General features: G+C 69.5%; 20 protein-coding genes. 8 read left to right on the forward strand and 12 right to left on the reverse strand.

The window, feature by feature from the left end; all coding sequences use genetic code 11:
• Positions 1 to 35: 35 nt before the first annotated feature.
• From fxsT to ACFXJL_RS26340, 4 genes are all read right to left on the reverse strand, one after another.
• Positions 36 to 3,974 carry an FxSxx-COOH system tetratricopeptide repeat protein gene (gene fxsT / locus ACFXJL_RS26325; RefSeq protein WP_384696322.1) on the reverse strand — a complete coding sequence of 1,313 codons (3,939 nt, stop codon included), beginning with the start codon at positions 3,972 to 3,974 and terminating at the stop codon, positions 36 to 38.
• A 23-nt stretch (positions 3,975 to 3,997) separates the two neighbouring features.
• Complete coding sequence (locus tag ACFXJL_RS26330; RefSeq protein WP_358879383.1) at positions 3,998 to 4,603, reverse strand: hypothetical protein; 606 nt, start codon at positions 4,601 to 4,603, stop codon at positions 3,998 to 4,000.
• Positions 4,604 to 4,934: 331 nt separating this feature from the next.
• On the reverse strand, positions 4,935 to 6,185 hold the full coding sequence (locus tag ACFXJL_RS26335; RefSeq protein WP_384696325.1) for an FxsB family cyclophane-forming radical SAM/SPASM peptide maturase: 1,251 nt from the start codon (positions 6,183 to 6,185) through the stop codon (positions 4,935 to 4,937).
• 85 nt (positions 6,186 to 6,270) lie between these two features.
• Positions 6,271 to 6,465 carry a hypothetical protein gene (locus ACFXJL_RS26340; RefSeq protein WP_358879385.1) on the reverse strand — a complete coding sequence of 65 codons (195 nt, stop codon included), beginning with the start codon at positions 6,463 to 6,465 and terminating at the stop codon, positions 6,271 to 6,273.
• 314 nt (positions 6,466 to 6,779) lie between these two features.
• On the opposite strand from ACFXJL_RS26340, the gene ACFXJL_RS26345 reads away from it, so the two are divergent.
• The 4 genes from ACFXJL_RS26345 to ACFXJL_RS26360 all read left to right on the forward strand — a co-directional run bounded on the left by ACFXJL_RS26345 (position 6,780) and on the right by ACFXJL_RS26360 (position 12,443).
• Positions 6,780 to 7,976 carry a TIR domain-containing protein gene (locus ACFXJL_RS26345; protein WP_384696327.1) on the forward strand — a complete coding sequence of 399 codons (1,197 nt, stop codon included), beginning with the start codon at positions 6,780 to 6,782 and terminating at the stop codon, positions 7,974 to 7,976.
• Positions 7,973 to 9,169 (forward strand): hypothetical protein, encoded by a 1,197-nt coding sequence (locus ACFXJL_RS26350; RefSeq protein ID WP_384696330.1) that lies wholly within the window; start codon positions 7,973 to 7,975, stop codon positions 9,167 to 9,169. The genes ACFXJL_RS26345 and ACFXJL_RS26350 overlap by 4 nt, the downstream gene beginning before the upstream one ends.
• Before the next feature lie 158 nt (positions 9,170 to 9,327).
• A complete protein-coding gene (locus ACFXJL_RS26355; RefSeq protein ID WP_384696333.1) occupies positions 9,328 to 10,329 on the forward strand; it encodes a TIR domain-containing protein in 1,002 nt (333 codons plus the stop codon).
• Between the two features lie 341 nt (positions 10,330 to 10,670).
• Positions 10,671 to 12,443 (forward strand): ABC transporter substrate-binding protein, encoded by a 1,773-nt coding sequence (locus tag ACFXJL_RS26360; RefSeq protein WP_384634396.1) that lies wholly within the window; start codon positions 10,671 to 10,673, stop codon positions 12,441 to 12,443.
• A gap of 92 nt (positions 12,444 to 12,535) precedes the next feature.
• On the opposite strand, the gene ACFXJL_RS26365 is transcribed toward ACFXJL_RS26360, so the two are convergent.
• From ACFXJL_RS26365 to ACFXJL_RS26380, 4 genes are read right to left on the reverse strand one after another with little or no spacing between them, the layout of a single operon-like run.
• The gene (locus tag ACFXJL_RS26365) at positions 12,536 to 13,684 is read right to left on the reverse strand and encodes a C45 family autoproteolytic acyltransferase/hydolase (RefSeq protein WP_384696336.1); all 1,149 of its coding nucleotides are present in this window, start codon (positions 13,682 to 13,684) and stop codon (positions 12,536 to 12,538) included.
• The gene (locus ACFXJL_RS26370; RefSeq protein WP_358879391.1) at positions 13,681 to 14,439 is read right to left on the reverse strand and encodes an SDR family NAD(P)-dependent oxidoreductase; all 759 of its coding nucleotides are present in this window, start codon (positions 14,437 to 14,439) and stop codon (positions 13,681 to 13,683) included. Before ACFXJL_RS26370 ends, ACFXJL_RS26365 begins: the two co-directional genes overlap by 4 nt.
• Positions 14,436 to 15,251, reverse strand: coding sequence for an SDR family oxidoreductase (locus ACFXJL_RS26375; protein WP_358879392.1), 816 nt, complete (start codon positions 15,249 to 15,251; stop codon positions 14,436 to 14,438). Before ACFXJL_RS26375 ends, ACFXJL_RS26370 begins: the two co-directional genes overlap by 4 nt.
• Entirely contained in the window at positions 15,248 to 16,024 is a 777-nt protein-coding gene (locus ACFXJL_RS26380) for a polysaccharide deacetylase (protein WP_358879393.1), read from the reverse strand. Before ACFXJL_RS26380 ends, ACFXJL_RS26375 begins: the two co-directional genes overlap by 4 nt.
• Before the next feature lie 312 nt (positions 16,025 to 16,336).
• Here ACFXJL_RS26380 and ACFXJL_RS26385 point away from each other — a divergent pair, with 312 nt between their 5' ends.
• Positions 16,337 to 17,698, forward strand: coding sequence for an APC family permease (locus tag ACFXJL_RS26385; protein ID WP_384634406.1), 1,362 nt, complete (start codon positions 16,337 to 16,339; stop codon positions 17,696 to 17,698).
• Positions 17,699 to 17,995: 297 nt separating this feature from the next.
• Here ACFXJL_RS26385 and ACFXJL_RS26390 read toward each other — a convergent pair whose 3' ends face one another.
• From ACFXJL_RS26390 to ACFXJL_RS26400, 3 genes are all read right to left on the reverse strand, one after another.
• Positions 17,996 to 18,736 (reverse strand): hypothetical protein, encoded by a 741-nt coding sequence (locus ACFXJL_RS26390; RefSeq protein WP_384696341.1) that lies wholly within the window; start codon positions 18,734 to 18,736, stop codon positions 17,996 to 17,998.
• 102 nt (positions 18,737 to 18,838) lie between these two features.
• Entirely contained in the window at positions 18,839 to 19,024 is a 186-nt protein-coding gene (locus ACFXJL_RS26395; RefSeq protein ID WP_358879396.1) for a hypothetical protein, read from the reverse strand.
• 461 nt (positions 19,025 to 19,485) lie between these two features.
• Complete coding sequence (locus ACFXJL_RS26400) at positions 19,486 to 20,241, reverse strand: SDR family oxidoreductase (RefSeq protein WP_384696344.1); 756 nt, start codon at positions 20,239 to 20,241, stop codon at positions 19,486 to 19,488.
• A gap of 43 nt (positions 20,242 to 20,284) precedes the next feature.
• On the opposite strand from ACFXJL_RS26400, the gene ACFXJL_RS26405 reads away from it, so the two are divergent.
• Together ACFXJL_RS26405 and ACFXJL_RS26410 are read left to right on the forward strand one after the other, a co-directional pair.
• Positions 20,285 to 21,919 (forward strand): alkaline phosphatase D family protein, encoded by a 1,635-nt coding sequence (locus ACFXJL_RS26405; RefSeq protein WP_384634847.1) that lies wholly within the window; start codon positions 20,285 to 20,287, stop codon positions 21,917 to 21,919.
• Positions 21,920 to 22,030: 111 nt separating this feature from the next.
• On the forward strand, positions 22,031 to 23,446 hold the full coding sequence (locus ACFXJL_RS26410; RefSeq protein WP_384696347.1) for a Bcr/CflA family multidrug efflux MFS transporter: 1,416 nt from the start codon (positions 22,031 to 22,033) through the stop codon (positions 23,444 to 23,446).
• Between the two features lie 62 nt (positions 23,447 to 23,508).
• Here ACFXJL_RS26410 and ACFXJL_RS26415 read toward each other — a convergent pair whose 3' ends face one another.
• The gene (locus tag ACFXJL_RS26415) at positions 23,509 to 24,882 is read right to left on the reverse strand and encodes a hypothetical protein (protein ID WP_358879399.1); all 1,374 of its coding nucleotides are present in this window, start codon (positions 24,880 to 24,882) and stop codon (positions 23,509 to 23,511) included.
• 635 nt (positions 24,883 to 25,517) lie between these two features.
• Here ACFXJL_RS26415 and ACFXJL_RS26420 point away from each other — a divergent pair.
• Entirely contained in the window at positions 25,518 to 26,522 is a 1,005-nt protein-coding gene (locus ACFXJL_RS26420) for a small ribosomal subunit Rsm22 family protein (protein ID WP_384696350.1), read from the forward strand.
• The last annotated feature ends 125 nt before the right edge of the window (positions 26,523 to 26,647 follow it).

Raw genomic sequence — 26,647 nt, forward strand, 5'->3', positions numbered from 1 at the left:
CGACGCACACCGGGGACGGGCACGCGGCCCGTTCCTCAGATGTAGGGGATGTCCAGGTCCAGCTCAATCCTCACTCCCCCTTGTGCCCCCCTGCCGCCGTGCAACCGGGCTTCGCCGATCTGAAGATTGGTCGCCGCGAAGACCGTGAAGGGGTGCTCGGCGCGCATCCGCTCCCGCAGTCGCTGGTACGTGTCCCGGTCGAGTTCCCATGCCTGCTCGGATTCGCCCGCGAACACCAGGGCGTTGCCGTGGTTGAGCGCGGCGATGAGGGTGAGCGGATGGTCTGCGCCCAGCGATTCGACGAGCCCTTGCCAGCCCTCGGCGCTCAACTGCAGGCTGTCCGTTCCGCTGCCGGCCGAGCGCCGGCAGAGGGCCAGGTTGACCTGGGCGATCCTCAGGAACGGGTGCCCCGGCTCCCAGGTGGCGTACTGGTCGACACAACCGCTGGCCAGTTCGACCGCCTCGGCGTGCTTGCCGAGGAGCCGGAGGTCGGCCGCGAGGGCAAGGCGGGCCGCCACCGATTCATGGTGGTCGGGACCTCCGTAGATCAGCAGCCCGGCCACGGTCTCCGCATCCAGTTTGCGCGCCGCGCTGATGCTGTCCCGGCCGCCGCGGCGCCTCAGGGTCGCCGCGAGGCCCCTGGCGGCGATGAGCGTCGTGGGGTCGGACTCACCGAAGGTGTCGACGGACTCCTTGTACGCGTACTGGAGATGGCGCATGGACCGGTCGTAGTCGCCCGACTCCCGGTACCTGTTGCCGAGATGGGCGGCGGAGTCCCAGGTCAGGCGGTGTCTGATGCCCAGCATCCGACGGCAGCGCTCGGAGGTCTCGCGGTGGAGGTCCAATGCCTCCTCCGTCATGCCGACCATGGCCAGGGACAGCGCGAGGTTCCCCTCCGCCATCAAGGTGAAGGGGTGGCCGTCGCCGAAGACGTCCTTGATGAGTTCGGCCGTTGACTGGTCCTCCGCGAACGCCTCCTGGACCCGTCCGAGTGCGCGTAGTTCTGCACCCCGCCCCAGCGCGCTGCGCAGCGTGAAGGGGTGGTCGAGGCCGAGTGCCGCCCGCAGGGCGTCAAGGGCCGTGCGGTTGACCTCTTCGGACTCCTTGAACCGCCCCGCGTCCCGATGGACGTTGCCCCATTCGACCTGGAGCCGCAGGAGCAGGGGCTCCCTGGGCGGCAGGGTGGCGCTCCAACGGTCGTTCAACTGCTGGGCGAGGTCGAGGGCAGCGCCGAGTTGACCGGTCAGTCGGCGTGATCTCACCTGGTTGACCAGCCACCGCCGTACCTCGGGGTCATCGCTGGTGACCGCCTGCGAGGTGTCGACGTGCTGGTCGAGTTCGGCGAGGACCGGCTCAAAGCGCTCCTCGTCGGTCTCGTCGTCCTGCGGGGAGAAGGCGGCGAGGATGTGATGGACCGCGGTGAGGGTTTCCGTGCGCTCGTCCTGCGACAGATGGGCGCGCAGCAGCACCAGCCCCATCGGGTCGCCGACGATCCGTTCGGAGGCGTGGTCGGTGCGGGCCAGCGCCCGTGCGGACAGGGTGCGAAAGGCGGTTCCGAAGGTCACCGAGGTGAGGGGGGCCTGTCCCTGCCGGCCCAGCCATGCGAGCGCTGCCGGCGAGCGCATCAGCTCGATCGACGCGCCGCGCGGAGACAGGTACGCCAGCAGCCGCAGGATCCGCTCGGCTGCCGGGTTCTCCGTACGGAGGGCGTTCAGCTGCATCGCCCAGGTGGTGCGGGCGGCCTGCGGGTAGTCCTCGACGGACGGTGGCGCGGGTTCGTCGGCGGATCGCGACCGATAGAGGTCGACTGCTTCTGCGAGCGGCAGACCCGTGTTGCGCAGCCAGGTGGCGGCCAGTTCGACGGACTGCGGCAGTCGGCCCGAGACGTTGAGGATCTCGGCGGCCATCTCGGCGGTGAGGCCGGGGAAGTGGCGGGCGAGTTGGGCGTGGGCCTCGGCGCGGGTCGGCATGGCCACCGGGATCCGGGTGCCGACCGCGGCCCACTCGTCGGACTGTGAGGTGATCAGGACGTGCGCACTGCCCCCTCCGGGCACGAGACCTTCGAGTTCGGTGGCGCCCGGAGCGTCGTCGAGGACGAGCAGAAGCCTGCGGTGGCCGCTCGTGGTGCCTTCGCGCAGCACCCGCAGGGCAGCGGTGACCGCGCCCGGCGAAGTGCTGGTGGTGACCTGGAGCCTGGCTCCCAACTCGGCGAGCCCGGCACGGACGAGTGCCGGGGTGTCGGCGTTGATCCACCAGATGGCGTCGTAGTCGGCCGCGAAGCGGTAGACGAACTCCAGCGCGATCTGGCTCTTTCCGACGCCGAGCGGGCCGGTGAGGGCGACCGGCAGCACGGGCCGGCCCGGCACCAGGGCGTCACGGAGTTGGTCGAGGTACTCCTCCCGACCCAGGAAGGTGGCGTTGCGGGGCGGTGACTGCCAGATGTCGGGTGCCTGGCCGGGGAAGCGGGCGCCGCCCTCGGCGCGGTTGCGGGTGGCCGAGCGGGCTTCCTCCTTCTGGCCGTCGAGTGCGAAGCGCTCGAAGAGCAGACTGCGGGCCTCGCGCTCCCCGAGGCTCTGCAGCAGAGGTCCCTGAAGTCGTGCGATGGGACCTTCGAGCCGGGTCTCCTCGATGGTGACCGCGACCATCCAGGGGCTTGCCCGGCCGCCGCCCAGACGCGCCGAGTTGCGCACGCACTGGTCGCTCACCTCCTGGTAGCCGGGTGCCGACGGCAGTGCGGGGGAGACCAGGACGATGGTGAACGTGGGTTCCTGCTCCGAAGGCGCCCGCGGTCCCTGGTCGCCGTCGGTGGTCTCGCAACTGATGCCTATGCCCGCCAGTTCGGTGCGGATCCAGTCGGCCCACTGGCGGTCACGAGGTGCGTGCACGATGCGGGCTGTCCGCGGCCCGGGCGGGGTGATCTCCTCGAACCGGTTCGCGTACTCCCGCCGGAGCCGCTCGGGGACCGGGCGGATCACATTGACCTCGCCGCGGCTGATCTCCTCGGCGATCCGCAGGTACGCCTGGAGCTGGCTGGAGTGCTCGCCCGGCTCCAGGACGAAGGGGACCAGCACCTCCTCGTAGGCGAAGGTCGCCGAGTGCCGGACCTCGACCTGGCTCCAGTACGCGGTGGTGTCACCGGCGACCAACGGTCCCACGATGCCGGCGAACTGCTGTTCCGCGTAGCGGCGTCGGGCCATCGCCTTGGCGCGGTCGACGCGCTCGATCCGCATCGGGACCGGCAGGATACGGATCTCCCGGCCGGTGCGCTTGGCCTGTTCATGGACCTGTCGGGCGACGGCAGCTGTGCCTTCGATGGACTGGTTGCTCAGGTTGAAGCCGCCGACCAGTACGTCGGGCAGCCACAGGGTGCAGACGCTGGCGTTGTCCGAGTGGCCGGTGCGGCTGTCGATGAGGACGTAGTCGTAGCCGGAGTTGCGGAGCTGCTCCCGCAGGGTGTGGACGAACTGCGCCCCGGCCTGCTGACCGTAGAACCGGGCCCAGTCGAACAGGGCCACGTTCTTGCTGTACTCCTCGCTCTGGCATCCGGGGCCGAGGAAGGAGATGCTGCCGCCGTCTCCGGGGAAGTGGCTCCAGCGGACGGTGTCGACCCAGCCCGCCACTCCGGTGTGGAGGTCCAGGAGTTCATTCAGTCGCGCGTCGTGGGCGGGTGGCGCGAACTCTTGTGCGACCAACCGCTCCACGGCCGATCCGTAGTCGCGGACCATCTCCACGACGCCCTGTAGCCGGACGAGGTCCGGATCGGAGAGGAAGGGGCGCAGGAAGCGGTGCAACCCGGGCGACTCCAGGTCCCAGTCGATGACCAGCACGCGCTTGCCGTCGCTCGCGAGGAGCCAGGCGACGTTGGCGAGCGCCATGGTGCGGCCGACCCCGCCCTTGTAGGAGTAGAAGGTGACGATGGTCGCCGTGCCGTCGCCCTCAGGGGCTCGGTTGGCGAAGGGCTCCACGCTGCTCATCGATGCCGCTCCACGTGTTCACATCAGCTGTGCGGTCCCCGGAGGATGGGACGTTCACCCTCTTCCGGGGAAGAGAACCAGGACCTGCGCTGAGCAATCGCGTGCTGCCCGGAATCGAAACTTCCGGAACTGTGCCTCCCGGATTCTCGAACTCCGGAATGGGGCGGCGTTGCGATGCTCCCGGACTGCCACGGTACCTGGACGGGAGCGGGGTTGTTATCCCATGAGAAGGCCGGCATACGGGAGTGAGTGGTGAATTGCGTGAGGTAGTCGATGTCATGGGCCGTCATCACCGGAGGTGGATGCAGGGCTGCGCCCGCGACGCGCTCGGCGACATTCCGTACGACCTGGAGATATCCGCCGCGCGCGGCCGGATCGGCGACCAGGTGTCCCAGCCCGCGCCGGGGGTAGTCGCTCCCCGCGGGCCCGGCCAGTCGAACGGTCTCCTCCACCCAGCGGTCGGGCAGTCCTGCCGTGTCCCACACCACGTTCACCGGGGAGAGTGCCGCATCGCCCGTGCGATGGCCTTGCCATCCCATGCGCTCGCTGAAGACCGACAGGTCAAAGGTGCAGCAGGGGCTGCGGAAGTACTCCTGGGTGTACAGCACGACCAGTGCTCGACAGGCCATTGCCGGTGTGCTCGGCGGCACCCCGGCACCTGGCTGACCAAAGATCCCGGCACCCCCAGAAAGCCCGGCACCCCCAGAACCCCCAGAAAACCCGATACCCCCGGAAATCTCAGTCGCCCCACCGGTAGCCGTCGTTCGGCGGTGCCTGTCGGCCAACTCGCCGTCGAACTGCGCCTCACGCCCCAATCTGGCGCGCAACTCCCCTTGGAGATCGCAGAGAAATTGCTCGACGTATTGTCTGCCGCCACCGTCTATGGCGTGACTAATGAAAAAGTACGGGCCCATATGCCCCGTCCCCCACCCTAGATCAGTACGCTCATCACCTTTTCGCTCACCGGCGCGATTTTCTCTCGGCAGACATCCTCATGATAGGAAGAAATGGTCGCCCTGTGGCCTCGTTGTGATCGGTATCCGCCAGTGTCCTTATGCTTTCGGCCACGCGCTGTCCGACGTGGTCGATCAAAGTGCGTAGATCTGCGCAGTAGCAGGACGGATTGTCGAAGCCGTTCCGCGGCTCGTACCGGTGGGCCCGCAGCCCGCCGCCGCACACCTGCACCACGGGGCACCCTCTGCACTGCGCGCACAGTCCATCGATGCCCACCCGCTCCGCGGCGAACCCCGGATGCCCCGCGACCTGGTCGAAGTCATGCGTGTAGACATGACCTCCGGTGTGGACGGCCTTGTCGTACGCCGATCTGAGGACGTCGTTCTGCTCGATGGTTCCGTCGGACTGTACGACCACCGAGTCGGAGCCCAGCGGCCCCCAAGTCTCGCCCGCACTCGCCCCGCCGAGTTGCACGTCCACCAGCGCATCGAAGAGACGTACCGGGACCTCGCGCACCGGGGCGTCGAACCAGCGATCGAAAACGGCTGAAAGCCATGTGCCGTACGGAGCAAGGCCGGGACCTGCGCCGGGCGGCGGAAACTCCCACGTGGCGTGCGGAAGCAGCAGGTCCACCGCGGGCGGGTCAAATTCGAGGAGCGCTTCGTAGGTGGCCACCGGATCGGCTTCGAGGTCCACCACGCACAGCAGCCCCCGGTAGAGCTTGCGGTAACGCTCGCCCCGCAACAGCGCGAGCCCCCGGGCCACATCGGTGTACGTGCCCTTGCCCGAGCGGTAGGGCCGCCGTCGGTCATGGGTCTCGGCCGTACCGTCCAGGCTGACCCCCACCTGGATGCCCCGGCGTTCGAACACATCGAGGAACCGGGGGTCGATCAGGGCGCCATTGGTCTGAACGGCCAGGTCCAGCCTGGTGTCAAGACCTTCCCAGGCGCTCTGCAGAGCCGCCGCGAGCCGGTCGATCCGCTCCGGGCCTGCGAGCAACGGTTCGCCGCCGTGCAGCATGACCTGTACCTCGGGGGGACGGTGTCGGCGCACATGATCGGCGATCCGTCGGGCGGTGCGGTCCATCACCGCGGGCGCCATCACCAACGGCTGTTCGATCCACCCCTGGTCGCGCAGTTCGTAGACGTAGCAGTCGGGGCAGGAGAAATTGCACCGGCTGTACAGCTTCACGATGAACTGGGTGAAGGCGCCCGGGGGTTGTCGACCACCCTGCGCGCCGGCCGCGGCGCCCCGCACCGGGGCACAATCCGCGCGATGCGCTTGCACGGCCCCCGAAGGCCCCCGACGCATGTCTTCCGGCGGTGGCGCCCCGGCCCGACAGTCACAAGGCACTTTGCCACCTCGGAGTACGCGGCCCCGCCGTTCCGCCGGCCGTCTCACCGCGGTGTTTGCGCAGCAGCGCCTCCACGACGGCGGAGCGCGGCAGACCTTCCAACAGCTCGACGGGAACCAGGCCCGCCAACTCGGGTAACTCCCCCTCGGTGATGGGCGCGCTCTTCCCGGTCGCGCAGTTCATGGCACCCAAGCCCCCTGTTCACGTATCTCGTACGTCCCGGTCGGGGACGTCGAACCAGCCCGACAGGTCCTGGTATCGTCCGGAAATAGTGAGCCGTCGGCGAATACCCAACCCGTACGCCTGACGTGTGCCGTGCGCCTGCCGTGTGTGCACCGGGCAGGCTCTTCCACTGTACCGAGCCCGGTCAAGTGAGCCTATCCTCGGTAGCGGGGGCTCATGGGTCGAAACGGCCGGTTGCCGGCGTGGAACCATGTCGGTGCCGGTGGTGGTCCCGCCCATCCGTACGGTGACCGGCGGCAGTCTGCGAGGGGCGCGTGGATCGATCCGTCAACTACTTCTACACCAGCTGCACCAGGGGCGACGGCTGGCCGGACATCACCCGGTTCCACGCCGATCTTGAGTACCGGCTGCGGGTGAAGGAGGGCCGGTGGGTGAGCGGCGACCTCAGTGGATCGACGGCCGCTGACGGCCCGGCGGCCGAGGCGGTCGCCGAGGTCGGAGTGATGATCGCGCTCTACTCGCCCCACTTCTTCACGAGCCCGCGATGCGCCTTCGAATGGGCCGTCTTCCAGGCCCGGATCCGCCGCAGCGAGCTGCTCGCGCGCCATGACATGAGCCGCTGTCTGATCACGCTGCTGTGGAAGCCGGTGCCGGAGGGCACGAGACCCGCGTCCGTGCCGGAGCCGGAGGAAGCCGTGCACGACGGGCTGGGCCTCGCCGCGCTGATGCAGTCGGACACGCCCGAGTCCTACGACAGTTACTTCCACCTCATCGGACGGCTGGCGGAGCGCATCACCGAGGCACGGCGTACCGAACTGCCCCCTTTCTCGACCACCGATCTGGCCGACGTCCAGCCCGAGTTCGGCCCCGCGTCGCCCGGTGAGGCCGCTGAGACCGGTGAGGCCGGTGAGACTGGGACCGCTGAGACCGCAGAACCGGGCCTTCCGCGCCGACGCACACCCTGGGTGGTGTCCGCTGACGCCACACAACCGGGCTCGACCGCGCAGTACGTGGGCTTCGGCAGCCTGCCCCCACTGGTCCCCGCCGATCCTGTTGTGACCGCGGGCTCCGCATTCCCGACCCCCCTGACCGTCGCCGTCAACTACGTCGGCGCTGACCAGGCGTGGGCGGACTGGATCAGCTCCTTACTGGGGGAGGACGGCAACGCCGAGGTGCGACAGGTGCGCTGGGAGGCCGGGGACGAGTCGCTCGGCGAGAGCGTGGCCCGGGCGCGCTCAGCCGCCCACCGCGTGGTCGTGATCTTCTCCCGCAGCTACTTCGCGGCACGCGCCACCGAACCACTGGAGTGGGAGGACGTGTTCACCGGTCGCGACAGCGAGCGACTGATCCCCGTACAGATCGACGAGGAGCCGCGCCCGGTCCTGGTGCGCCGCGGACTGCGGGTCCTTCGGCTCCACGGCTCCGCCGACGACGAGGTGCGGCGGCTGCGGGCGGAAGTGCGTGATCCGAGCCCCCGCGTACCGCTTCCGCGTGAGGGGGAGCTGTGGTGACCGCGCAGAGTGCTCGCCCCCGCACGCCGACCGGCCCGCCGCCGATATCGAACCTCCCGGGGCAGGGCCTTCCCTTCGTGGGGCGCGACGCCCAGATCGCCGAACTCCTCGGCCTGGTCGAGAAGCACGGCCATGTCCTGCTGCACGACCTGGATGTGACCAACCAGGGCATGGGCAAGACCCAGATGGCCATCGCCTACTGCCTGCGCTACACCCTGCGGTACGACGTGGCCTGGTGGTTCTCCTGCCGGGGAGCGCACGACGACGACACACTCGCCCAACTGATCGGCGAGCAGTACCGCCAACTACGCGCGGCCTGTGAGATCACGGGCGACTTCCGCCCCCGGCGGCGGAGCGATCCCGCCTGGCTGTTCGTCTATGACCAGGTCGAGTTCCCCGACCGGATCTACGAGCACTTCGTCCCGGGCGCCGGGCACCGTCTGATCACCTCCCGTGCGGCCGGCCGGACCTGGGGCGACAACCAACTGGGGCTCGCCGGGCTGACCGTGCACGAGTCGACCGGCCTCCTGCTGAACCAGGCCCAGAACCTCACGGCACGCGAGGCCGCTCTGCTGGCCGAGGTCGTGGACGGCCACCCGGGGCAACTCCTCACGCTCGCCGAGATCGCCCGGGACACCGGCTTCGAATCGGCGCGGAACGCACTGCGGGACATGCGCCAGCGCGGTGGAACCGACAAGCGCGGCAACGGACTACCGCGACACCAGGGCCCCCAAGACCCCTTCGGGACACGGTTCCTGCCGGCCCCCGACCCCTGGAATGCGCACGAGATGGCAGCCCCCTCCTTGGGCGGCGCGGCGTTCCCCGTCGATCCGCCGAGGGCACGGACGCCCGACGGACAGCAGGGCCGTCGAGCCGCCCGGCTCGACCCACAGGACAAACGGACCCTGATCGAGGCGCTGGGCAGGTCCCCGGTCGGCCGCAGCCGTGATTCCTGGGACGTGTTCGTCGACTCGATTCGCCAGGCCACGAGGCTCGACCTCTCCGCCGTCAACGACGGGAGCAACGCCAAGGACCGGATCATCTCCCTCGTCAACTTCGCCTTGGGGCGGCCCCGGCCGGATGTGATGGCCGCCATCGCGGACGCGGTGGAGGAGCGGGGCGAGGGCGAGGACGAGATCGACACGGTACGGCGTCTGGTGGACGCGGCGGTGCGAAACTGGGACGCGTGCTAGGTCGTGTCTGCACAGGCCCGTCTGGCCTGCGACGACACCGGGGGGTGCGCACGGGCCGTCGTGCACCGGGCGGAGTTCGACACCGACGGCCCGGGATCACCGAGTAGTTCGAGAGCGGTACGACGGAGGCCGCTCGGTACACGCCCGTGGGAGGGGCCATGTCGAACGAACCTTTTTTCTTCACCAGTTACGCCATACGCAGGGCGGACCGCCGATTGGTGGCGCAGTTCCACGCCCGGTTGCAGGACGAGATGCAGATCAAGCGCGGACGCTCGCTGCCCCACACGGGCTTCCTCGACACCGAGTCGCTGAAGCTCGGCGTCGGCTGGCGGCGACCGCTGGTGGACGCCCTGCGCACCACCCGCTTTGTGATCGCGCTGCTCAGCGACGACTACCTGCGCAGCAACTGGTGCGGACAGGAGTGGGCCGTGGCGACGGAGCGGGCCCGGCGTGCCACCCTGGCCACAGGTGAGGAGCCGGTCGCCGTCATACCCCTGTTCTGGACCCGACCCACCGAAGCGCTGCCCCCCGCGGTCAGGGCGCTCCAGTACCGCACGAACCTTCTGGGCAGCGCCTACGAGGACACCTGCCTGGTGGATCTGATCAGGGGCGACTCGCGCGAGTACCACCAGTTCATCGTGGATCTGACGGACCTTCTGACGAAGGCGGCCTCGGTGCCCCTCCCACCCCTGGACTTCGCCACCGCAGACACCCTCCCCTCGGCCTTCGTACCGGTCTCGTCGGCCGCCCCGCCCACGGTGTCCACCCCCGCGGTCCCGGAGTCCGTGCCCCATGGGCAGGGCGGGTCTCCGGCCCGCCCCGGCGTCGTGGGGAACAGTGGCCGGCGGATGACGGCGGCGGAGAAGTCGCTGTACATCGACATACTCGTGGACTCCGCGGTGGGGCGCAGCCGTGAGTCCTGGGACGTCTATGTGGACTCGATCAAAGGACTTCTCTGGCCGGTGCGGTTCTCCTTGCTGACGGACGGCGGATCGGCCAGGGTGCGGAGCGTGGCGCTGGCCAATGAGGCGCTTCGGCGCAAGACCCCTGAACTGCTGGTCGCGACCGTCGACGCCCTCGCGGAACTGGAGGGCGCGGAGGCGGCCGGACCGCTGCGGGCGCTGGTGGACGACGTGGTGTCGCGCTGGCCGCAGGAGTAGGGGGACGGCTCGAACCCGCACACGAGGATGCGTGCCCGCGGGCCACGCACGGTGTGCGGGTCGTCGCCTTCCGTCCTCGTGTGCCCAGGGGCGGCTGTGACCGGCCCCGAACGGTCTGAACAGCGCAGGCGTAGGGCCCGACGGGGGCGGTGGGAAGGGACCTTCGGACCGTGCTGAAGGGGCCTTTGGCCCCGTGCAGGACTACGCCCTTGGTGATGAATGCTTCCAGCCATGGCTGGTATGGGCGCATATGGGTCGGGAGGGTTTATCGTGCATGACGAGGGGGTTCCGTCGCGGCGTCGGGGTCAGTGCGAACCGTCCCGCTGAATGGAGGAGTCACCTTGCGGACGCTTCAGCCTCTCGGCACGGAAACGGGCGTCGAGCACTCCTGGGACGTCACCGTCGCCCCGGCACTCGATGCCACGGCAGCGGAGTCGACGTCCGGCACCGATGAGCCACAGCGACCGGCCTCCGGCGCCCAGCCGCCCGCGTCCGGGCTCAGCGCCGCACTGCTCAGCAGGGTGGCCGGGTTCTACGATTCGGGACTGCGCTCGGGCCAGTTCCTGTGGTGCGACGAAGGCCGCTGGGCCTGGTGCCGTCTGGAGCTGCGTTCCGCCTCCCAAGGCGTCGTCGCGCTGGACATCCGACCCCTGACCGGCCCTCCATCCGGACTGACCGCACGCGAGATCGACATCATCTCCCTGGTGGCGCTCGGTCTGTCCAACCGCGAGATATCCAGCCGCCTCGGCACCAGCATCCGTACCGTCACCACCCAGGTCGAACGGCTGTTGAAGAAGCTCGGCCAGGACTCCCGTTCCGGGCTCAGCGCGCTCGCCGTCGACCGTGACCTCATTCGGCTGCCCATCCCCGGCGGGGTCGAGCACCGCTCCGGCATCCGCGTCCTCGACATCGAACGCCACTCCGCGACGGCGACCGGGGTGGCCACCCCCGTACCGCGCAGAAGCAGGCCCGCCCGCCGTGACACCGTGCGGATCGGCACCATCGCCGTCGGCGGCGCCTTCGCGGCCGACGGCCGGGAGACCGCCCAGGGCGCGGAACTCGCCGTCCGTGACATCAACGCCCTGCGCGGGGAGTACGGCCGAGCGCTGGAACACGTCGTCGTCCAGATCGACCCGCTCGACGAGGACTCCGTGCGCGAGGGCCTGGCGCAGTTGGTCGAAGCCGATGTCGACGCCATCACCAGCAGTTACGCCAGCGCCATCAGCCAGGGCGTCTTCGACTTCGCCGCCGACTTCGGACGGACCTTCCTCCACACCAACACCTGGACGCGCAGTGTGGAGGCCGTCCGCGAGGACCCCCGCCGTCTTGGGCACGTCTTCCAGACCTGCCCTTCGGAGACCGCCTACCAGTCGGCGCTTCTCGCGTTCCTGCGCTCGCATCCGGCGTCGGGCCTGTCATCAGGCCCGTCATCGCGTACGGGGCCGCCGCGGCTCGCCGTGGTGGAACTCGACGGTTTCGGCTGTGCGATCACCGATGACACCTTCGAGGCCCGGGTGCGCCAGGTGGGGTGGACAGTCACATCGGCCCAGCGGGTCGGTCTGACCGTGGACCGCGTCGACGAGCTCATCGAAGGCGCGCTCAGCGACCGTCCGGACGTCGTCGTGGTGTCCCACCTCAACGTGGAGACCGCGGCCGAGCTCCAGAACGCCATCACCCGTCATAGCCCGGCCCAGCTGACGTACCACATCTACACACCGTCGGTGCCGGGGTTCGCCCAGCGGATCGCCCACGGCGGTGAGGTGATCTGGTCCACGGTCACCGGACGGCCCGATGATCCACTCGGGCGCCGCTTCACCGATGCGTATGCGCGGGAGTTCGGCACCCCGCCCGGCCGCAGCCAGGCCAGCGCCGCTTATGACCAGGTGCGGATGCTCCACTCCGCCTTCTCGGTGACGGGATCGTTCCGTCCGGAGGCGGTGGACCGCTATCTGCGCGAATCGGCCTACCGCGGGGTCAACGGCACCTATCTCTTCGCCTCCCCGGGCCAGTCGGTGACCGGCTACCCGTACGACTCGGTCGACCAGAGCCTGTCGCAGCCCACGCTCACCTATCGGCTGTCGGGGCGCGGTCAGGAGATCCTCCCCGTCGGCTGACGACCAAGGCCCGCGCCGCGGATCGATCGTCGGGGCGGACCGGAGACGCACGAAGGCGCCGCCCACCGTGGTGGGCGGCGCCTTCGATCACCTCAGTTCCCGGCGAAGAACGGTCCGTAGTCGTACGTCACCCGGGGCACCGAACAGGGATGCCCCAGCACCAGGTGCATCAGCTGTCTGGCGGGCTCGATCACCGCACTGGCGACGGTGGAACCCTGCTCCAACTCGTGTTCCTTCGGATTGGGGTGGCAACACAACGCGTCGGGGAAGTTCTCGTGGTCGCTGAGCACCTCGTGCCAGCCGGCGACCGAAGGCCGTGGCATCAACTCCGCCAGCGCCTGGGCCCGTTCCCTGCGGAACAGCGTGTCCGGCATGACCCGCGGGCCATGGTCCATGGCGGTCGTCGGGAAGGCACTGTCATCGCTGATGAAGTGGTTGGCGTGGACGAGGTACTCGCCCTGCCGCACCGGGAGCCAACTGATGTCCCGTGCCGTGCCCGGCCTGGCCTCGGCATCCACCGCCGTGCCGTCACCGACGATCAGGTAGTTCGCCGACGAGGACCGGGGCGCGGCCCTCAGCACCTGCTCGGCCGCCTCGGCGGACTCGGCCTCCAGCAGTCCCCGCAACAGCAGGTGGTAGGGCATCCCCGGGGTTCCCACATCGAGGGAGGAGACGAGGGCGTTGGTCAGGACCGTCACACCGGCCGCGTTCATCCCGAACTTGGCGAGGAGGCCCGCCTCCACCACGGACACCCAGCGCGGGCCGCGCTCGGGGATCGCCTCCAGCACCACGACGGTCTGGTGCGAGAAGGGTATCCAGTCCCAGTTCTGCCCCACGACGGGCTCCGGGCCGCGCAGATCGCAGAACGCGGTGCACTCACCGGGGACCACGGCCGCCGCAGCGAGCTTGCGGGCCTTGCCCGAGAAGAGGATCTCGGTACGCAGATTGAGGGCGAGGACGTCGTCGAAGGTCACCCCGGCACCCTCGGCGATGCCCTCCATCTCCTGGAGGTAGCGGGGGTCGAAGTCCTCGATCGCCGGCACGAAGGTGCGGGCCAGTGCCGTCGCCTCGTCCCAGGTGAGGTCGGCGAACTTGGCGTACACCCGGGCGTAGTTCTCCAGGGACAGCAGTACGCGCTCCTTGGCCGCGCTCCCGTACTGCACCCCGCGTTCGTGCGCGGTGCCCTCGACCCGGACGACCAGCGGCTCCCGGGGGGTGATGAACTCTTCCGTCGTACTCATGAGGCGCTCTGCCCTCCGTCCACGGCGATGACCGTTCCATTGACGTAGCCCGACTGTTCCGAGGCGAGGAACAGGCACACCTCGGCGACCTCGTCGGCCGTGCCCAGACGACGGGCCGGGATGCGTTGCAGCACCTGGGCGAAGATCTCCGGGCTGTGCGACACGGTGGTCATGGGGGTGTCGATCACCCCGGGGGCGACCACGTTGCAGCGGATGCCTTCGGGACCCCACTCGACGGCCAGCTGACGGGCGAGGGAGACCACCGCGCCCTTGCTGGCGCTGTAGGCGGCGCTCGGCTCGCCGCCGTCACCGCGTACGGCCGCGATGCTCGACAGCAGGGTCACACTGCCGCTCGCGCCGGTGGCCAGCATCCGCTTCGCGGCCTCGGCCGCGACCAGTAGCGAGCCGCGGGCGTTGAGGTTGACGACCGCGTCCCACTCCGCAGGGGTGGTCTCGATCGCCGCCTTGAAACGGTAGACACCCGCGCAGTGGACGAGGGCGGTCGGAGCCAGGCCCTCCCAGGCGCGGTCCACCTGCTGGAACGCCTGCTGCACCGAGGAATCGTCGGTGATGTCGCACGGAAAGGTGGTGATGCCCTCGTCGAACTGCTCGCCGTGCTCGTCCACCGCCAGGTCCAGGCCGATCACCGACCAGCCGCGCCGGGCCGCCAGTACCGCGGTGGCCCGGCCGATGCCCGAGCGGGAGCCGGTGACCACCAGCCGCCGCCCGGTCCGCGTACCGTCCGTGGGGTTCATGAGGTGAGCACTCCTCCGTTCACATTGAGGGTCTGACCGGTCACGTAGTCCGCGCCCGACAGCAGATAGTGGACGGCGTCGGCCACATCGGCACCGATGCCATGCCGGGCCAGCGGAACTTCGGCGACCAGTCGCTCGCGCTCCTCGTCGAAGGAGCGCCCGCTGCGACGGGCCCGCGACTGCAACTCCTCGCGGTGCATCTCGGTCATCACATAGCCCGGGGCGACCGCGTTGACCGTGCAGTGGGGCGCCAGTTCCACCGACAGCGTCTTCATCAGGGACTGCACGGCCGCCTTGGACGCGCTGTAGGCACCGGCGCCCGGGGTGGGCTGCTGGGCGAAGAGGGAGCCGAGGACGACGATCCGACCGGTGTGCCCGTCGTGCGCCAGCGCGGGCCACACCGCGCGCACGGAGTGCAGCACCCCGAAGAAGTTGATCTCCAGTACGCGTTGGATGTCCTGATCGGGAGTGTCGAGGAGCGGGGTCTCCGGGCCGCCGACGGCCGCATTGGCGACCAGGGCGTCGATGCGCCCGAACGCCGCGAGGGCGCGCTCCGCCATCAGCGCCGCGTCCTCGGGACGGGACACATCGGCCACCAGGGGCGCGATGTGCTTCCCACCGGGGTCGAGTGCCTCGCCCGCGCGGACGACCGAGGGATCGACATCGGTGATCAGGACGTTCCAGCCCTCGTCGAGGAGCCGCCTGGCCACGCTGTATCCGATCCCGCGTGCAGCGCCGGTGACGACCGCGGTACGCCGGGTGGCGGCCGGGGGCACGCCCTCCGCCGTGGCCTGGGCGGGAACGCCGCTCATGACCGGGCCGCCGTGGACTCGCGCACCGCGCTCGCCACCTCGTGGCAGCGGGCGAACCAGATCCGTTCATCGGCCCGGACCGAGGTCAGGAACTGCTCCAGCATCCGCAGTCGACCGGGGCGGCCGATGATCTGCGGGTGGACGGTGAGGGTCACCAGACCACCGGCGTCATGGATCGCGGACGACTCCTCGCCCCACAGTTCCGCCACCTCGCGCGACGAGCGGATCGTACGGTCCCAACTGGAGGCGTCGAACCAGAAGTGCGGGGCGTCGTCCAGCGACCAGTGCACCGGAATCTCCACCAGGTCGTGGCGGGGATGGGCGTAGGGCAGGACCGCGTCCATCATGTTGGACGAATAGCTGAACCCGTTCGCCACGAGGAGATCCAACGTGTTCGGGCTGATGTCCCACGAAGGGGATCGGTAACCCATGATCCGGTCCTGGAAGGAACGCAGTACGGACAGCCCGCGGGCGAGTTCCTCCTCCTCCTGGTCCCGTGCCATCAGGTGCGGAGAGCGGTGGGTGAATCCATGGTGCCCGATTTCATGGCCCTGTTCGACCACGGATTCCACGATCGTCGGATGCCTTTCCGCATCGCCGCCGCAGACGAAGAACGTGGCCGGTATATCCAGACGCGTCAGCATGTTCAGCAACTGGGGTACCGCGACTTCGGCGCCGTAACGCGCCTGAGAAAGCACTCCGGGGCGGGCGGCGTTCGCAGGGTCTTCGGCGAGCCACAATTCTTCGGCGTCGAAGTCGATGGTCAACGCCAAAGCCGCGCTATAGCCAGCTGGCCACATACGGGGTCCTCTCTCCAATGCGGGATTGAGGAACACGGTAACGATCAGGACCGTTTTGCGAACTCCGTAAGATTACGTATCGGACCGTGTGAAGCGGTCGCTGCGCCCGACCCCGGTGGCGCTGAGCCCCGCACCCGTACGTACAGATGCGTATGTCGGTCGCCGCCGGGTTTTGCCACCCTTCGGGAATCGATGGAACCCCGTTGAACCGACGGGCGCGGAGAGGAAATGCCGGTGTCCAGTCCCACCAGTGAAAAAGCACCTCAGCTGACGAGAGTGCTGCGGTTGCCCGCGATCGTCCTGTTCGGTCTCACCTATATGTCTCCGGTCGCCGTCTTCACGACCTACGGAATCGTCAATGACGAAACCGCGGGACATCTGCCGGCCGCCTATGTTCTGGCACTGGGTGTGATGCTGCTGACCGCACACAGTTACGGTCGGATGGTACGAAGCTTCCCGGCCGCCGGTTCCGCGTACAAGTATTCCCAGCGGGTCTTCGGGGGCCATGTCGGTTTCCTCACCGGCTGGACGCTGATGCTGGACTACCTCTTCTTGCCGATGGTGTCCTTCCTCCTCGCCGGTATCTATCTGCACGCCCAGTTCCCCGGGGTGCCCCAGGGCGTGTGGAGCGTGCTCGTCCTGTTGCTGGTGCTGGTCTTCAACGTGCTGGGCGTGAAGTTCATCAGCAAGATCACCGCGATCATCATGGGGATCACGGCACTGCTGCTGGTGGTCTTCGTGACGCTGTCCGGTGTGCAGTCCGAGGTCTCGGCCTCCGATGCCTTCCAGTCGTTCATCCCCGAGTCCGGTCAGTGGACGCTGCTGGCGGGCGGTGCGGCCATCCTGGCGCTGAGCTTCCTGGGGTTCGACGCGGTCTCCACGCTCGCGGAGGAGGCCCACAACCCGCGCAAGACCATTCCGCTCGGCATCATCCTCACCACCGCGATCGGTGGTGGTCTCTTCATCCTGGTGGCCTGGGTCGGTTCGCTGGTCCGCCCGGACAACAACTTCACCGACCCCGACTCGGCCGGCGCGGAGTTGATGGAGACCGTCGGTGGCAGCGCCCTGAGCGGTGCGTTCACGGCGGTGTACGTGCTCGGCTGTATCGGTTCGGCCATGGTGTCGCAGGCGAGCGTGTCCCGGATCATCTTCTCCATGGGCCGTGACGGACTGCTGCCCCGCACGGTCTTCGGCCGGCTGCACCCCAAGTTCGGTACGCCGGTGGGCGCCCTGATCGCGGTGTCGGCGGTCGCCCTCCTCTCCACCGTCCTCACGCTCGACCAGGCCGTCGTCATGATCAACTTCGGTGCGCTGGCCGCCTTCTCGATGGTCAACCTGAGCGTGATCAAGCACTATCTGTTCGGCAAGGGGCGGACCACGGGCGCTAGGTCGCTCCTGGTCAACGGTTTGCTGCCGGGCCTCGGCTTCGCCTCGACGGTCTGGCTGTGGACCAGCCTCACGGGTGAGACCTTCGTGGTGGGTCTGGTGTGGATGGCGGTCGGCGTTGTACTGCTGGCGATCTCCACCCGGTTCTTCACCCGGCAGCCGCCCGAGTTGCACATGGGCGCCGAGGGCGAGGACTTCGCCGCCCTGGAGACCGAGACCCCGACGGTGTCCCGACCGCACGAGGGCAGCCCACTGGGCTGATCCCGCACGGCGCAAAGCGCAGGGACGAAGAGGAACGCCGAGGAGGCGGGTGCGGTCCGCGGCACCTGCCTCCTCGGCATTCCGGGCCCGAGAGCGGCGGCTCGCCACACATCGACCGGCCCGGCCGCGGACCGTCGGGGGGCGGCTTCGTCGATACAGGCTCGCCTTCCCGGCGTGCGCCGTGTCCCCGGCGTCCCGGCGGTGAGTCCGGCCGTCTCCTCGCCCGGGGCTTCCCTCCTCAGTCCGCCCAGTCCGCCCAGTCCGCTCAGTGCGGCGGCACGGGCGCGCTCGGTTCGCTCAGTCGAACTGTGGTGACTGGGCCACCACCCGCTCCGCGACCGGGAAGACGGTCTCGCAGTCACCGCACTCCGCGTCCCCGAAGAGATGGGCGATTGCCTCGGCCACTTCCTTGTGCCCGTCGCTCATGGCCCGTTGATGCAGCCGCTCGGACGGCCCCCGCAGATCCTGCGGCGCCTTCGGACGCAGCGGGCGGCGTCCACCACCATCCAGACCCTGTTCCTCGGTGGACGAGAAGTGGCCGGCGTCGCCCAAGGTCAGGAAGAGTTCCACTCCGCAGTGGGGGCAGCTCACCTCGTACTCGCCCTCCACGAGGCCGTCGAGGAGTTCGTCCCACACGGTCACACCGTCGAAGGCCAGCGCGGCCTGGAGCAGCAGCACGTACGTCTGCGGCTCCAGCGCCGCTCCCAGGCACTCGTCGGTCAGCCCCGCCAGTTCCGCGATGGTGGACGCATGGGTCGTGCGGATGTCGGAGCCGTCCGGCGAGCGACGGGCGCAACTCACGATCACGCCCGCCGCGATCAGGGCCCAGGAGCGCTGCTCGGGCTCCTGGGCGGCTGCAATTCGTGCGAGCCGGGGCAGCGCTGCGAAGCTCGCGGTGAAGGCCGAGTCCAACTGTGGACAGAGACGATCCATCAGTTCCGGCCAAACGCTACTCGGGGCAGCCTCAAATCGGTCGAGCAGGGCCGGAACGCCAACTGCGGAACCGAATGCGTCCTTGAGCTGCGACCAATCCGTCATGCCCGGATCTAACCAGGCGCTCGGTGGGGGAGGGAGAGCAGGCGGGTACCTGTCCCTTTTCAGTCAGTTGTCCGGTTGATTGCTTCGACCGGTCAGCGGCGTTCACTCAGCGGGACAGGTGGCCCCCGCCAGAGACCGGGCCACCACCCCGACCTCATTCGAGAGCTTCAACAGCCCAGACGGTGTCTTCTGTTCGGCCGGGCGGTTGCTCTCCTGATCGAGCCAGGTGTGCAGCCGGTCGACCGAGTCCCAGATCGGATCGAACGTCATCTCCAGGGTGTGCTCCATGACACCAGCGTCCCATGCCGACGCCCTGTCGGCAGCGTTCCCGGGTGCGTTGGCCGAGCCTCGCCACAATGTGCTTTTCCTGTGGTTGTTTTCGGTGCACGGCCGAAGGGTCGAACACCACGAACGAGGTACGGGCGCTGGGCGTTGACCAGCTGGCGGCGCCCGGCCGGACACCGCCTCTGATTCGGTCGCATCGGTCCAGGCAGCAGCCAGTGACACGGGTCATCGGCTCCGGGGCAGGTCTGAGGAGTGCGGACCCTCGCAAGCGGTCAAGAGCACGGTCCCAGCGGACGGAGCGCGATCCGCATCGATCGACGGCCCGCGGTCGAGGCTCCACACGGTACGACGCGTCCGGGCGGCCGATTGTGGGTGCAACCCGCCCGGCCTGCTGCGCCACCGAAGACGACCAAAGGACTGTTTCGTATACCCCCGACGGGTCACCGTGCTGACGGGAGAGCCCCTCAGCCCCGCCCGATGAAGGGCATTCCCGTCGCCATCACGGTGACGAACTGCACATTCGCCTCCAACGGCAACTCGGCCATGTGCAACACCGTCCGCGCCACGTCCGCCACGTCCATCAGCGGCTCGACGGCACGCGACCCGTTCGCCTGCACCACCCCCTGGGCTATCGGAGCGGTCATCTCGGTCGCGGCATTGCCGATGTCGATCTGCCCGCAGGCGATCCCGTACGCCCGACCGTCCAACGAGATCGACTTCGTCAGCCCGGTGATCGCGTGCTTCGTCGCCGTGTACGGGGCGGAGTGCGGGCGGGGCACCTGAGCCGACAGAGAGCCGTTGTTGATGATGCGTCCCCCGCGCGGGGACTGGTCCCGCATCAACCGGAACGCAGCCTGGGCACAGAGGAAGGCCCCGGTCAGATTGACGTCCACCACCGCCCGCCAATCCTCGGGTGAGAGGTCCTCGAACCGCACCCCACCACCGGGACCGAACACACCCGCATTGTTGAACAGCAGGTCGACACGGCCCCAATGCCGATGGACCTCCTCGAAAAGCGTGGTCACATCGGCGGGTGACGTCACATCAGTCGGGACGCAGCGCAGCTGCCCGTCCGTCAACGACACCGTCTCTGCCAACGGCCCGGGCCTGCGCCCGGCCAGCGCCACCCGCCAACCCGCCCCTGCCAGCGCCAACGCGACACTCCGACCGATGCCCGACCCCGCACCCGTCACCACTGCGACCCGCGATTGATCCGTCATGGGCGCGCAGCGTAGCCCCGTGGCAGCCCTCGCCGCTCCCGGTATGACCGCCCGCACCGCCCACACCGCGCAGTCGGCCGAACTGCGCAGCGCGGCCCGCCACATGACCCGGCGCCGTCTGCTCAACCACACCACGGCCGCGATGGCACTCGCCTTCGGCGTGGGACTGCCCGGTACGGCCCACGCCGCCGAAATCGACGCCCGGCGCATCACCGAGGACCCCTTCACCCTGGGCATCGCGTCCGGCGACCCGCTGCCGGGCTCCGTACTGCTGTGGACCCGACTCGCGCCGTCGCCCTACGAACCCGACGGCGGAATGCCGTTCCGCCGGGTACGGCTGCGCTGGGAGGTCGCGCACGACCGCCGCTTCACCCGGATCGTCCGCCGTGGCACCGCGGTGTCCCATCCCGAACTGCACCACAGCGTCCACTGCGAGGTGAACGGGCTCGTCGAGGACCGCACGTACTACTACCGCTTTCGCGCCGGGCGGTGGATCAGTGCCACCGGCCGCACCCGCACCGCACCCGCGCCGTCCTCCCGGGTGGCTGCGCTGCGGTTCGCGGCCGTCTCCTGCCAGGCGTACCACCACGGGTACTTCACCCCGTACCGACATCTCGCCGACGAGGAACTCGCGGTCGTCTTCCACCTCGGCGACTACCTGTACGAACACCCCGTGAGCCCCGTCGGCGGCGCCCGTCGTCTCAGCGGCGGGCCGCTGCCCGCCCACTTCGACCGAGAGACTCTCACCCTGGAGGACTACCGGCTGCGCTACGGCCTCTACAAGAGCGATCCGGACCTCAAGGCGGCCCATGCCGCGCACCCCTTCGTCCTCACCTGGGACGACCATGAGACGGAGAACAACTACGCGGGCGACAATCCGGGTCACCCCCAGCCGACGGAGGAGTTCCTCCTGCGCCGGGCGTCCGCCTACCGCGCCTACTGGGAGCACCAGCCGCTGCGGCTGCCCCAGCGCCCCCGGGGGCCCGACATGCGGCTCTACCGCAGGGTGCGCTTCGGGCGGCTGGCACAGTTCGACGTCCTCGACACGCGCCAGTACCGCTCGGCGCAGGCGTACGGCGACGGCTGGCACCCCCCGGGCCCGCAGTCCGAGGACCCCGCGCGCACCCTCACCGGTGCCGCACAGGAACGCTGGCTCCTCGACGGCTGGCGCACCTCACGCGCCCGTTGGCACGTCCTGGCCCAGCAGGTCACCTTCGCCCGACGACGGCGCAGCCCGGTGCCGCCGCACACCGTGAGCATGGACGCCTGGGACGGCTACCCCGCCTCACGGAGCCGGGTGCTCGCCGGAGCGGAGGCCGCCGGCATCGACCGTCTGCTGGTGCTGAGCGGCGATGTCCATGTGTCGTACGGCTTCGACCTCAAGGCCGACTGGGACGACCCCGACTCCCGCACGCTCGGCACCGAAATCGTCACCACCTCCATCAGCAGTGGAGGCAACGGCACCGCTCGGCCCCCCAACTGGACCGCACTCACCACCGCCAACCCCCATCTGCGCCACTACGACGGCCGCCGCGGCTACACGGTCGTCACGCTCGACGAGGACCGGATGCGTGCGGACTTCCGGACCGTCACGGCGGTCACCACCCCGACCGCACCGATGACGACGGCCGCCTCCTTCATCAGCGAGGCCCGATCTCCCGGGCTGCGACGCGTGTGAAGTCCGTGCATCCCGAGGAGTCGTGTGCGAAGCACCGACCCTTGCAGACAGGTGCCAACCAATCCTGCGGAGCTGAGAGCATAGGCAAGGATTCAACGATATGGAGATGTGATGCCGAAGCCGGACAGCGGCCAGGGCGGTACGGAAGGGAACATACCCAGCGCGCGAACGCCGTCGGACCCCCGGACGACGACCGCCGCGACCGAAGCGACCGGAGCGATGACCGCGATGGCCGCGGTGGCCCCGCCCACCCCCGCCGACACCGAAACCCCCGTGCCCGTCGAGCACGCGGGGACCGGCGACCCCCGTACGGCGGCACGGCGCGCAGGACTCGTCGTCACCCTCGTCCTCGGCGGCCTCACCGCGCTGCCGCCCCTCTCCATGGACATGTACCTCCCGGCGCTCCCCGCCGTCACGGACTCCCTGTCCGCACCCGCCTCGACCGTGCAGCTCACCCTGACCGCCTGTCTGGCCGGCATGGCGCTGGGACAACTCGTCGTCGGACCCATGAGCGACAAGTGGGGGCGCCGCCGCCCGCTGCTCATCGGCATGCTCGTCTACATCCTCGCCACCGCCATCTGCGCCTTCGCACCCTCCGCGGAACTGCTGATCGCCTTCCGGTTGCTCCAGGGCCTCGCCGGTGCGGCGGGGATCGTCATCGCCCGGGCGGTGGTCCGCGATCTCTACGACGGAGTGGAGATGGCCCGCTTCTTCTCCACCCTGATGCTCGTCTCGGGAGTGGCACCGATCATCGCTCCGGTGATCGGCAGCCAGGTGCTCCGCTTCACCGACTGGCGCGGCATCTTCGTCGTCCTCACCGCCGTCGGTGTGCTGCTGACGGTGGTGGTCCTGAAGTGGCTGCCGGAGACCCTCGCCCCCGAGCGGCGGCACAACGGCGGTGTCGGCCAGGCCCTGCGCACCATGCGTGGACTCCTCGCCGACCGTGTCTTCGCCGGCTACATGCTCACGGGCGGACTCGCCTTCGCCGTCCTCTTCGCCTACATCTCCGCCTCGCCGTTCGTGGTGCAGGAGATCTACGGCGCCTCCCCGCAGACGTTCAGCCTGCTGTTCGGCCTGAACTCCATCGGTCTGATCGTGCTGGGGCAGATCAACGGCCGACTGCTGGTGGGCCGCGTCAGCCTGGACAAGGCATTGGCGTCCGGACTCGCCGTGATCGTCTTGGCGGCGGTGGCACTGCTGCTCCTCACCTCGGGAGTCTTCGGCGAGGTCGGTCTGTTCGCGGTGTCGGCGGGGCTCTTCGTCCTGATGGCGGCGATGGGTCTGGTGATGCCCAACACCAACGCCCTGGCGCTCAGCCGTACCCCCCACGCGGCAGGCTCGGCCTCCGCACTCCTCGGTACGTGTTCCTTCCTGATCGGGGCCGTCGCCTCACCCCTGGTCGGCATCGCAGGGGAGGCGACGGCCGTACCGATGGCCGTGGTGCAGTTGGCCTGTGCACTGGCGGCGGTGGCCTGCTTCCTGCTGCTGTGCAGGCCCTGGCGTTCGCCCGAGGGCGCCACGGTCTAGATACTGCTGATCCGAGCGGGCGCACCCGGCTGGGCCGCCCTCGGTCGGGGTGGGTAGACGGTTCAGGGCAGGCGGCGGGGGTGGCCCAGCAGATGCAGCCGGTCCTTCGAGTCCGTCCAGCTGAAGACGCCCACCCCGGCCACCTCGAACTGCGGGATCCGCACCTGAGGAGCCAGCGGCTGGGGCACCGGCCGGGGCACCTCCAACTGCACCGGCACACCACCGCCCGCCAGCGCATCGGCCGCACTGCGGGCACTGGTTGCGCCGTAGGCCGTGCCCGTGTCGCCCACGGTGGCCAACAGCAGCTGCCGTGAGCCGTCCGACTGCTCGAAACAGTGCGCCTTGCGGCGCTCCAGATCGAAGGCGAGATGGCCCGCTACGAGGTACCCGCCCTTCGGCGACACCACGGCGCGCGGAAACTCGCCGGGCTCGATCGCGGGCTTGTGGCAGCGCGTCTGCGCGAGCGGCTTGCCCGTCGCGGTGTCGTGCACGGCCCAGATCTCATGGGTGCGCGCATCCTTCCGCTTCTTCGCCGGCCGCCACTTGGCGAGGAGGAGGCCGGGCGCCACGGAGGTCGGCGTACCCGATGCGGGGTCGGCGCCCGAGGGGGCCACGTTTCTGCTGTACCAGCCGCCCTTGACCCAGAAGCCGCTTTCGCCGCTGAGTAGGAGCCCCTTGTCCGTCACCGCGCGCACCTCGGTGAGCCGACGGCAGCCGGTGCAACCCTTGGGGTGGGCCAGCGCGTTCTCGGGCACCCGGGCGGTCTCCCCGGAGAGGGGATCGACGACCGCATTGCGGGTGCGGCCGTCGGTGATCAGGATTCCCGGTCCGCTGCCCGATACGGTCGGCGCACCGGACCAGGGGAGTTCGACGCGTCGCCGGGCGCCGCTCAGGGCGTCGTAGACATCGAGGACGACGAAGGTGTCCGACGTCAGGTGGTCCCCGCTCGTCCTGCCGAACGACCAGGCCACGAAGAACTCGCGGCCCTCCCGGGCGACGGAGAGCAGCCGGGGGAAGCGCCCCGCCGCAGCCCCACCGGGTGCGTCGGACACGGAGGAGTCGATGGCCGTCGGCGGCTGCCAGGGGTGGCCGCTCCAGCCTGGTTGCCCGGTCGACACATCGAGCGTACGCATCCGGAACCTGCCCTTCGGCAGCCGTTCCAGATGGGCGAGGAGTCCGCTCGCCCGCGCGAGAGCCTGCTCGGGGGAGGCGTCCGGGATCTCCCAGCGCTGGCCGGGGGCGTAGGCGGGCGGGACGGCGAGCCGCACGGCCGGTGCGGGGGAGGACTTGGTGGTGGGGCGGGTGGGGGCGTCGGCAGCCGAGGAGTCGGTGTCGCTGCCACACATGGTCAGTACGAGGAGCAGTGCCGTTCCGCCGGCTCCGGCTGCCAGCGCCATGCGCATGATCCGCCGTCTTCTGCGCCCCTGTGTGCTCATGGATCCCCCGAGCGCGATGCTCACATCCGAGGGCGCCCGTCCCGTGCGGCGCCTCACCCCGTGGCGGGACCGCACATATCCGCGGGCGGTCTCGCCTTGCCTGGTCCTGCTCGCGTGCTCGTGATGCCGGTGGATCTCGGACGCTGGTGCTCAGACACCGCTCTCGGCCCGGAGCGGTGCTCTTCTTCTCCTGCTCTCCGGCGTTGCGGTGCTGTTGTGTGCACCGAGCCAGATCACTGCTCACCTTGCGGGCCCCTGCTCACCTGCGGAAACATCGCTCGCACCGCAGGCTGCCGCTCACGCCCATGGATGGTGCTCACGTTCCGTGTGCGTCAACGGCCGTCAGCGTAGCAACAGGCCCTCCGTGCCGCTCGGTTCGGGCCCTGATGGAAGCGATGGGCGCCGCGAGCGTGTGGATCCAGTCGGGGGCTGCTGGGCTGCCGGGCTGCCGGGCATGCGAGCTGCGGTGTCTGCCGGGGCTGTTCAGCTGTTCGGCATCGACGGATTGATTCCCTGTGCCGTGCCGTGCCGTGCTGTGTGGGAGTGCGGCCCACCGCCGACCCCCGCCGGACGGCTGTGGGTCATGGGACGCCGGCCGGCCTCTGCGGCGCGGTGGAAACGCCTAGAATCACCCGGTGAATGCCACCTCCCCCACCGCGGAAGTCCTGCGCGGCGCCCTGGCCGGTTTGCTCGACGGGCTGCCGCCCAGCCAAGCCGCACGCGCCGTCGAGCGACTGATCGCCAACTATCGCGGTGCCACCCCCACCGACGCTCCCATCCTCCGGGACCGCTCGGATGTCGCCGCCTACGCCGCCTATCGGATGCCCGCGACCTTCGAGGCCGTCCGCTCGGCACTGGCGGCCCTGCGGGAGTCCGCGCCGGACTGGGTGCCAGCGACCCACACCGACATCGGCGGAGGCACCGGGGCGGCGAGTTGGGCGGTGGCGGAGGCATGGCAGGACGAGTCGCCCCTCACCACCGTCCTCGACTGGGCCGAGCCCGCACTTGCCCTGGGGAGGGAGTTGGCGGTGGCGTCCGGGGTCCCGGCCCTGCACGACGCACACTGGCAGCGCACGCGCATCAGTGCGGCGATCTCCATGGAGAGCACCGATCTCGTCACCATGTCGTACGTGCTCAATGAACTGACGGCGTCCGACCGCATGGCCGTCGTCGCGGAGGCCGCACGGACCGCGCAAGCCGTGGTGATCGTCGAGCCCGGCACCCCCGACGGCTACGACCGCATCATCAGCGCGCGAAAGGAGCTGGTGGCGGCGGGGCTGACGGTCGCCGCTCCCTGCCCCCACAGCGCGGACTGCCCCATCGTCCCGGGTTCGGACTGGTGCCACTTCGCCGCGAGGGTCAGTAGGTCCTCGTTGCACCGCCAGGTCAAGGGCGGTTCACTGCCGTACGAGGACGAGAAGTTCAGCTATGTCGCAGCGACCCGCTTCCCACCTCTCCCGGCGAAGGCCCGTATCGTCCGCAAGCCCCAGATCCGCAAGGGATTGGTGATGCTCGACCTCTGCGAGGAGGAGGGGCGCCTGGCGCGGGAGAACGTGGCCAAGCGCCACGGTCCGTTGTATCGGGCCGCCCGTGACGCTGCCTGGGGCGAGCCCTGGCCGCCGGCTGCCCCCGACGCCTGAAGGGTGCGCGGTGACCGAGGCCACCATGGCGCCGGACCGCAAGGCCACCAGCCACCGGTCATTAGCCACCGGTCATCAGCTATCAGTCACCGGCCATCGGCCACCGGTCTCAGCCCCGCCCCTGC

The sequence above is a fragment of the Streptomyces sp. NPDC059256 genome, assembly GCF_042753785.1.
In the GTDB taxonomy this organism is placed as follows: domain Bacteria; phylum Actinomycetota; class Actinomycetes; order Streptomycetales; family Streptomycetaceae; genus Streptomyces.

Coding starts and splice junctions, on each gene's coding strand:
- fxsT (WP_384696322.1), bottom strand. CDS start 3,974: ATGAGCAGCGTGGAGCCCTTCGCCAACCGAGCCCCTGAGGGCGACGGC.
- ACFXJL_RS26330 (WP_358879383.1), bottom strand. CDS start 4,603: ATGGCCTGTCGAGCACTGGTCGTGCTGTACACCCAGGAGTACTTCCGC.
- ACFXJL_RS26340 (WP_358879385.1), bottom strand. CDS start 6,465: ATGAACTGCGCGACCGGGAAGAGCGCGCCCATCACCGAGGGGGAGTTA.
- ACFXJL_RS26355 (WP_384696333.1), top strand. CDS start 9,328: ATGTCGAACGAACCTTTTTTCTTCACCAGTTACGCCATACGCAGGGCG.
- ACFXJL_RS26365 (WP_384696336.1), bottom strand. CDS start 13,684: ATGAGTACGACGGAAGAGTTCATCACCCCCCGGGAGCCGCTGGTCGTC.
- ACFXJL_RS26370 (WP_358879391.1), bottom strand. CDS start 14,439: ATGAACCCCACGGACGGTACGCGGACCGGGCGGCGGCTGGTGGTCACC.
- ACFXJL_RS26375 (WP_358879392.1), bottom strand. CDS start 15,251: ATGAGCGGCGTTCCCGCCCAGGCCACGGCGGAGGGCGTGCCCCCGGCC.
- ACFXJL_RS26390 (WP_384696341.1), bottom strand. CDS start 18,736: ATGACGGATTGGTCGCAGCTCAAGGACGCATTCGGTTCCGCAGTTGGC.
- ACFXJL_RS26395 (WP_358879396.1), bottom strand. CDS start 19,024: ATGGAGCACACCCTGGAGATGACGTTCGATCCGATCTGGGACTCGGTC.
- ACFXJL_RS26400 (WP_384696344.1), bottom strand. CDS start 20,241: ATGACGGATCAATCGCGGGTCGCAGTGGTGACGGGTGCGGGGTCGGGC.
- ACFXJL_RS26405 (WP_384634847.1), top strand. CDS start 20,285: ATGACCGCCCGCACCGCCCACACCGCGCAGTCGGCCGAACTGCGCAGC.
- ACFXJL_RS26410 (WP_384696347.1), top strand. CDS start 22,031: ATGCCGAAGCCGGACAGCGGCCAGGGCGGTACGGAAGGGAACATACCC.
- ACFXJL_RS26415 (WP_358879399.1), bottom strand. CDS start 24,882: ATGAGCACACAGGGGCGCAGAAGACGGCGGATCATGCGCATGGCGCTG.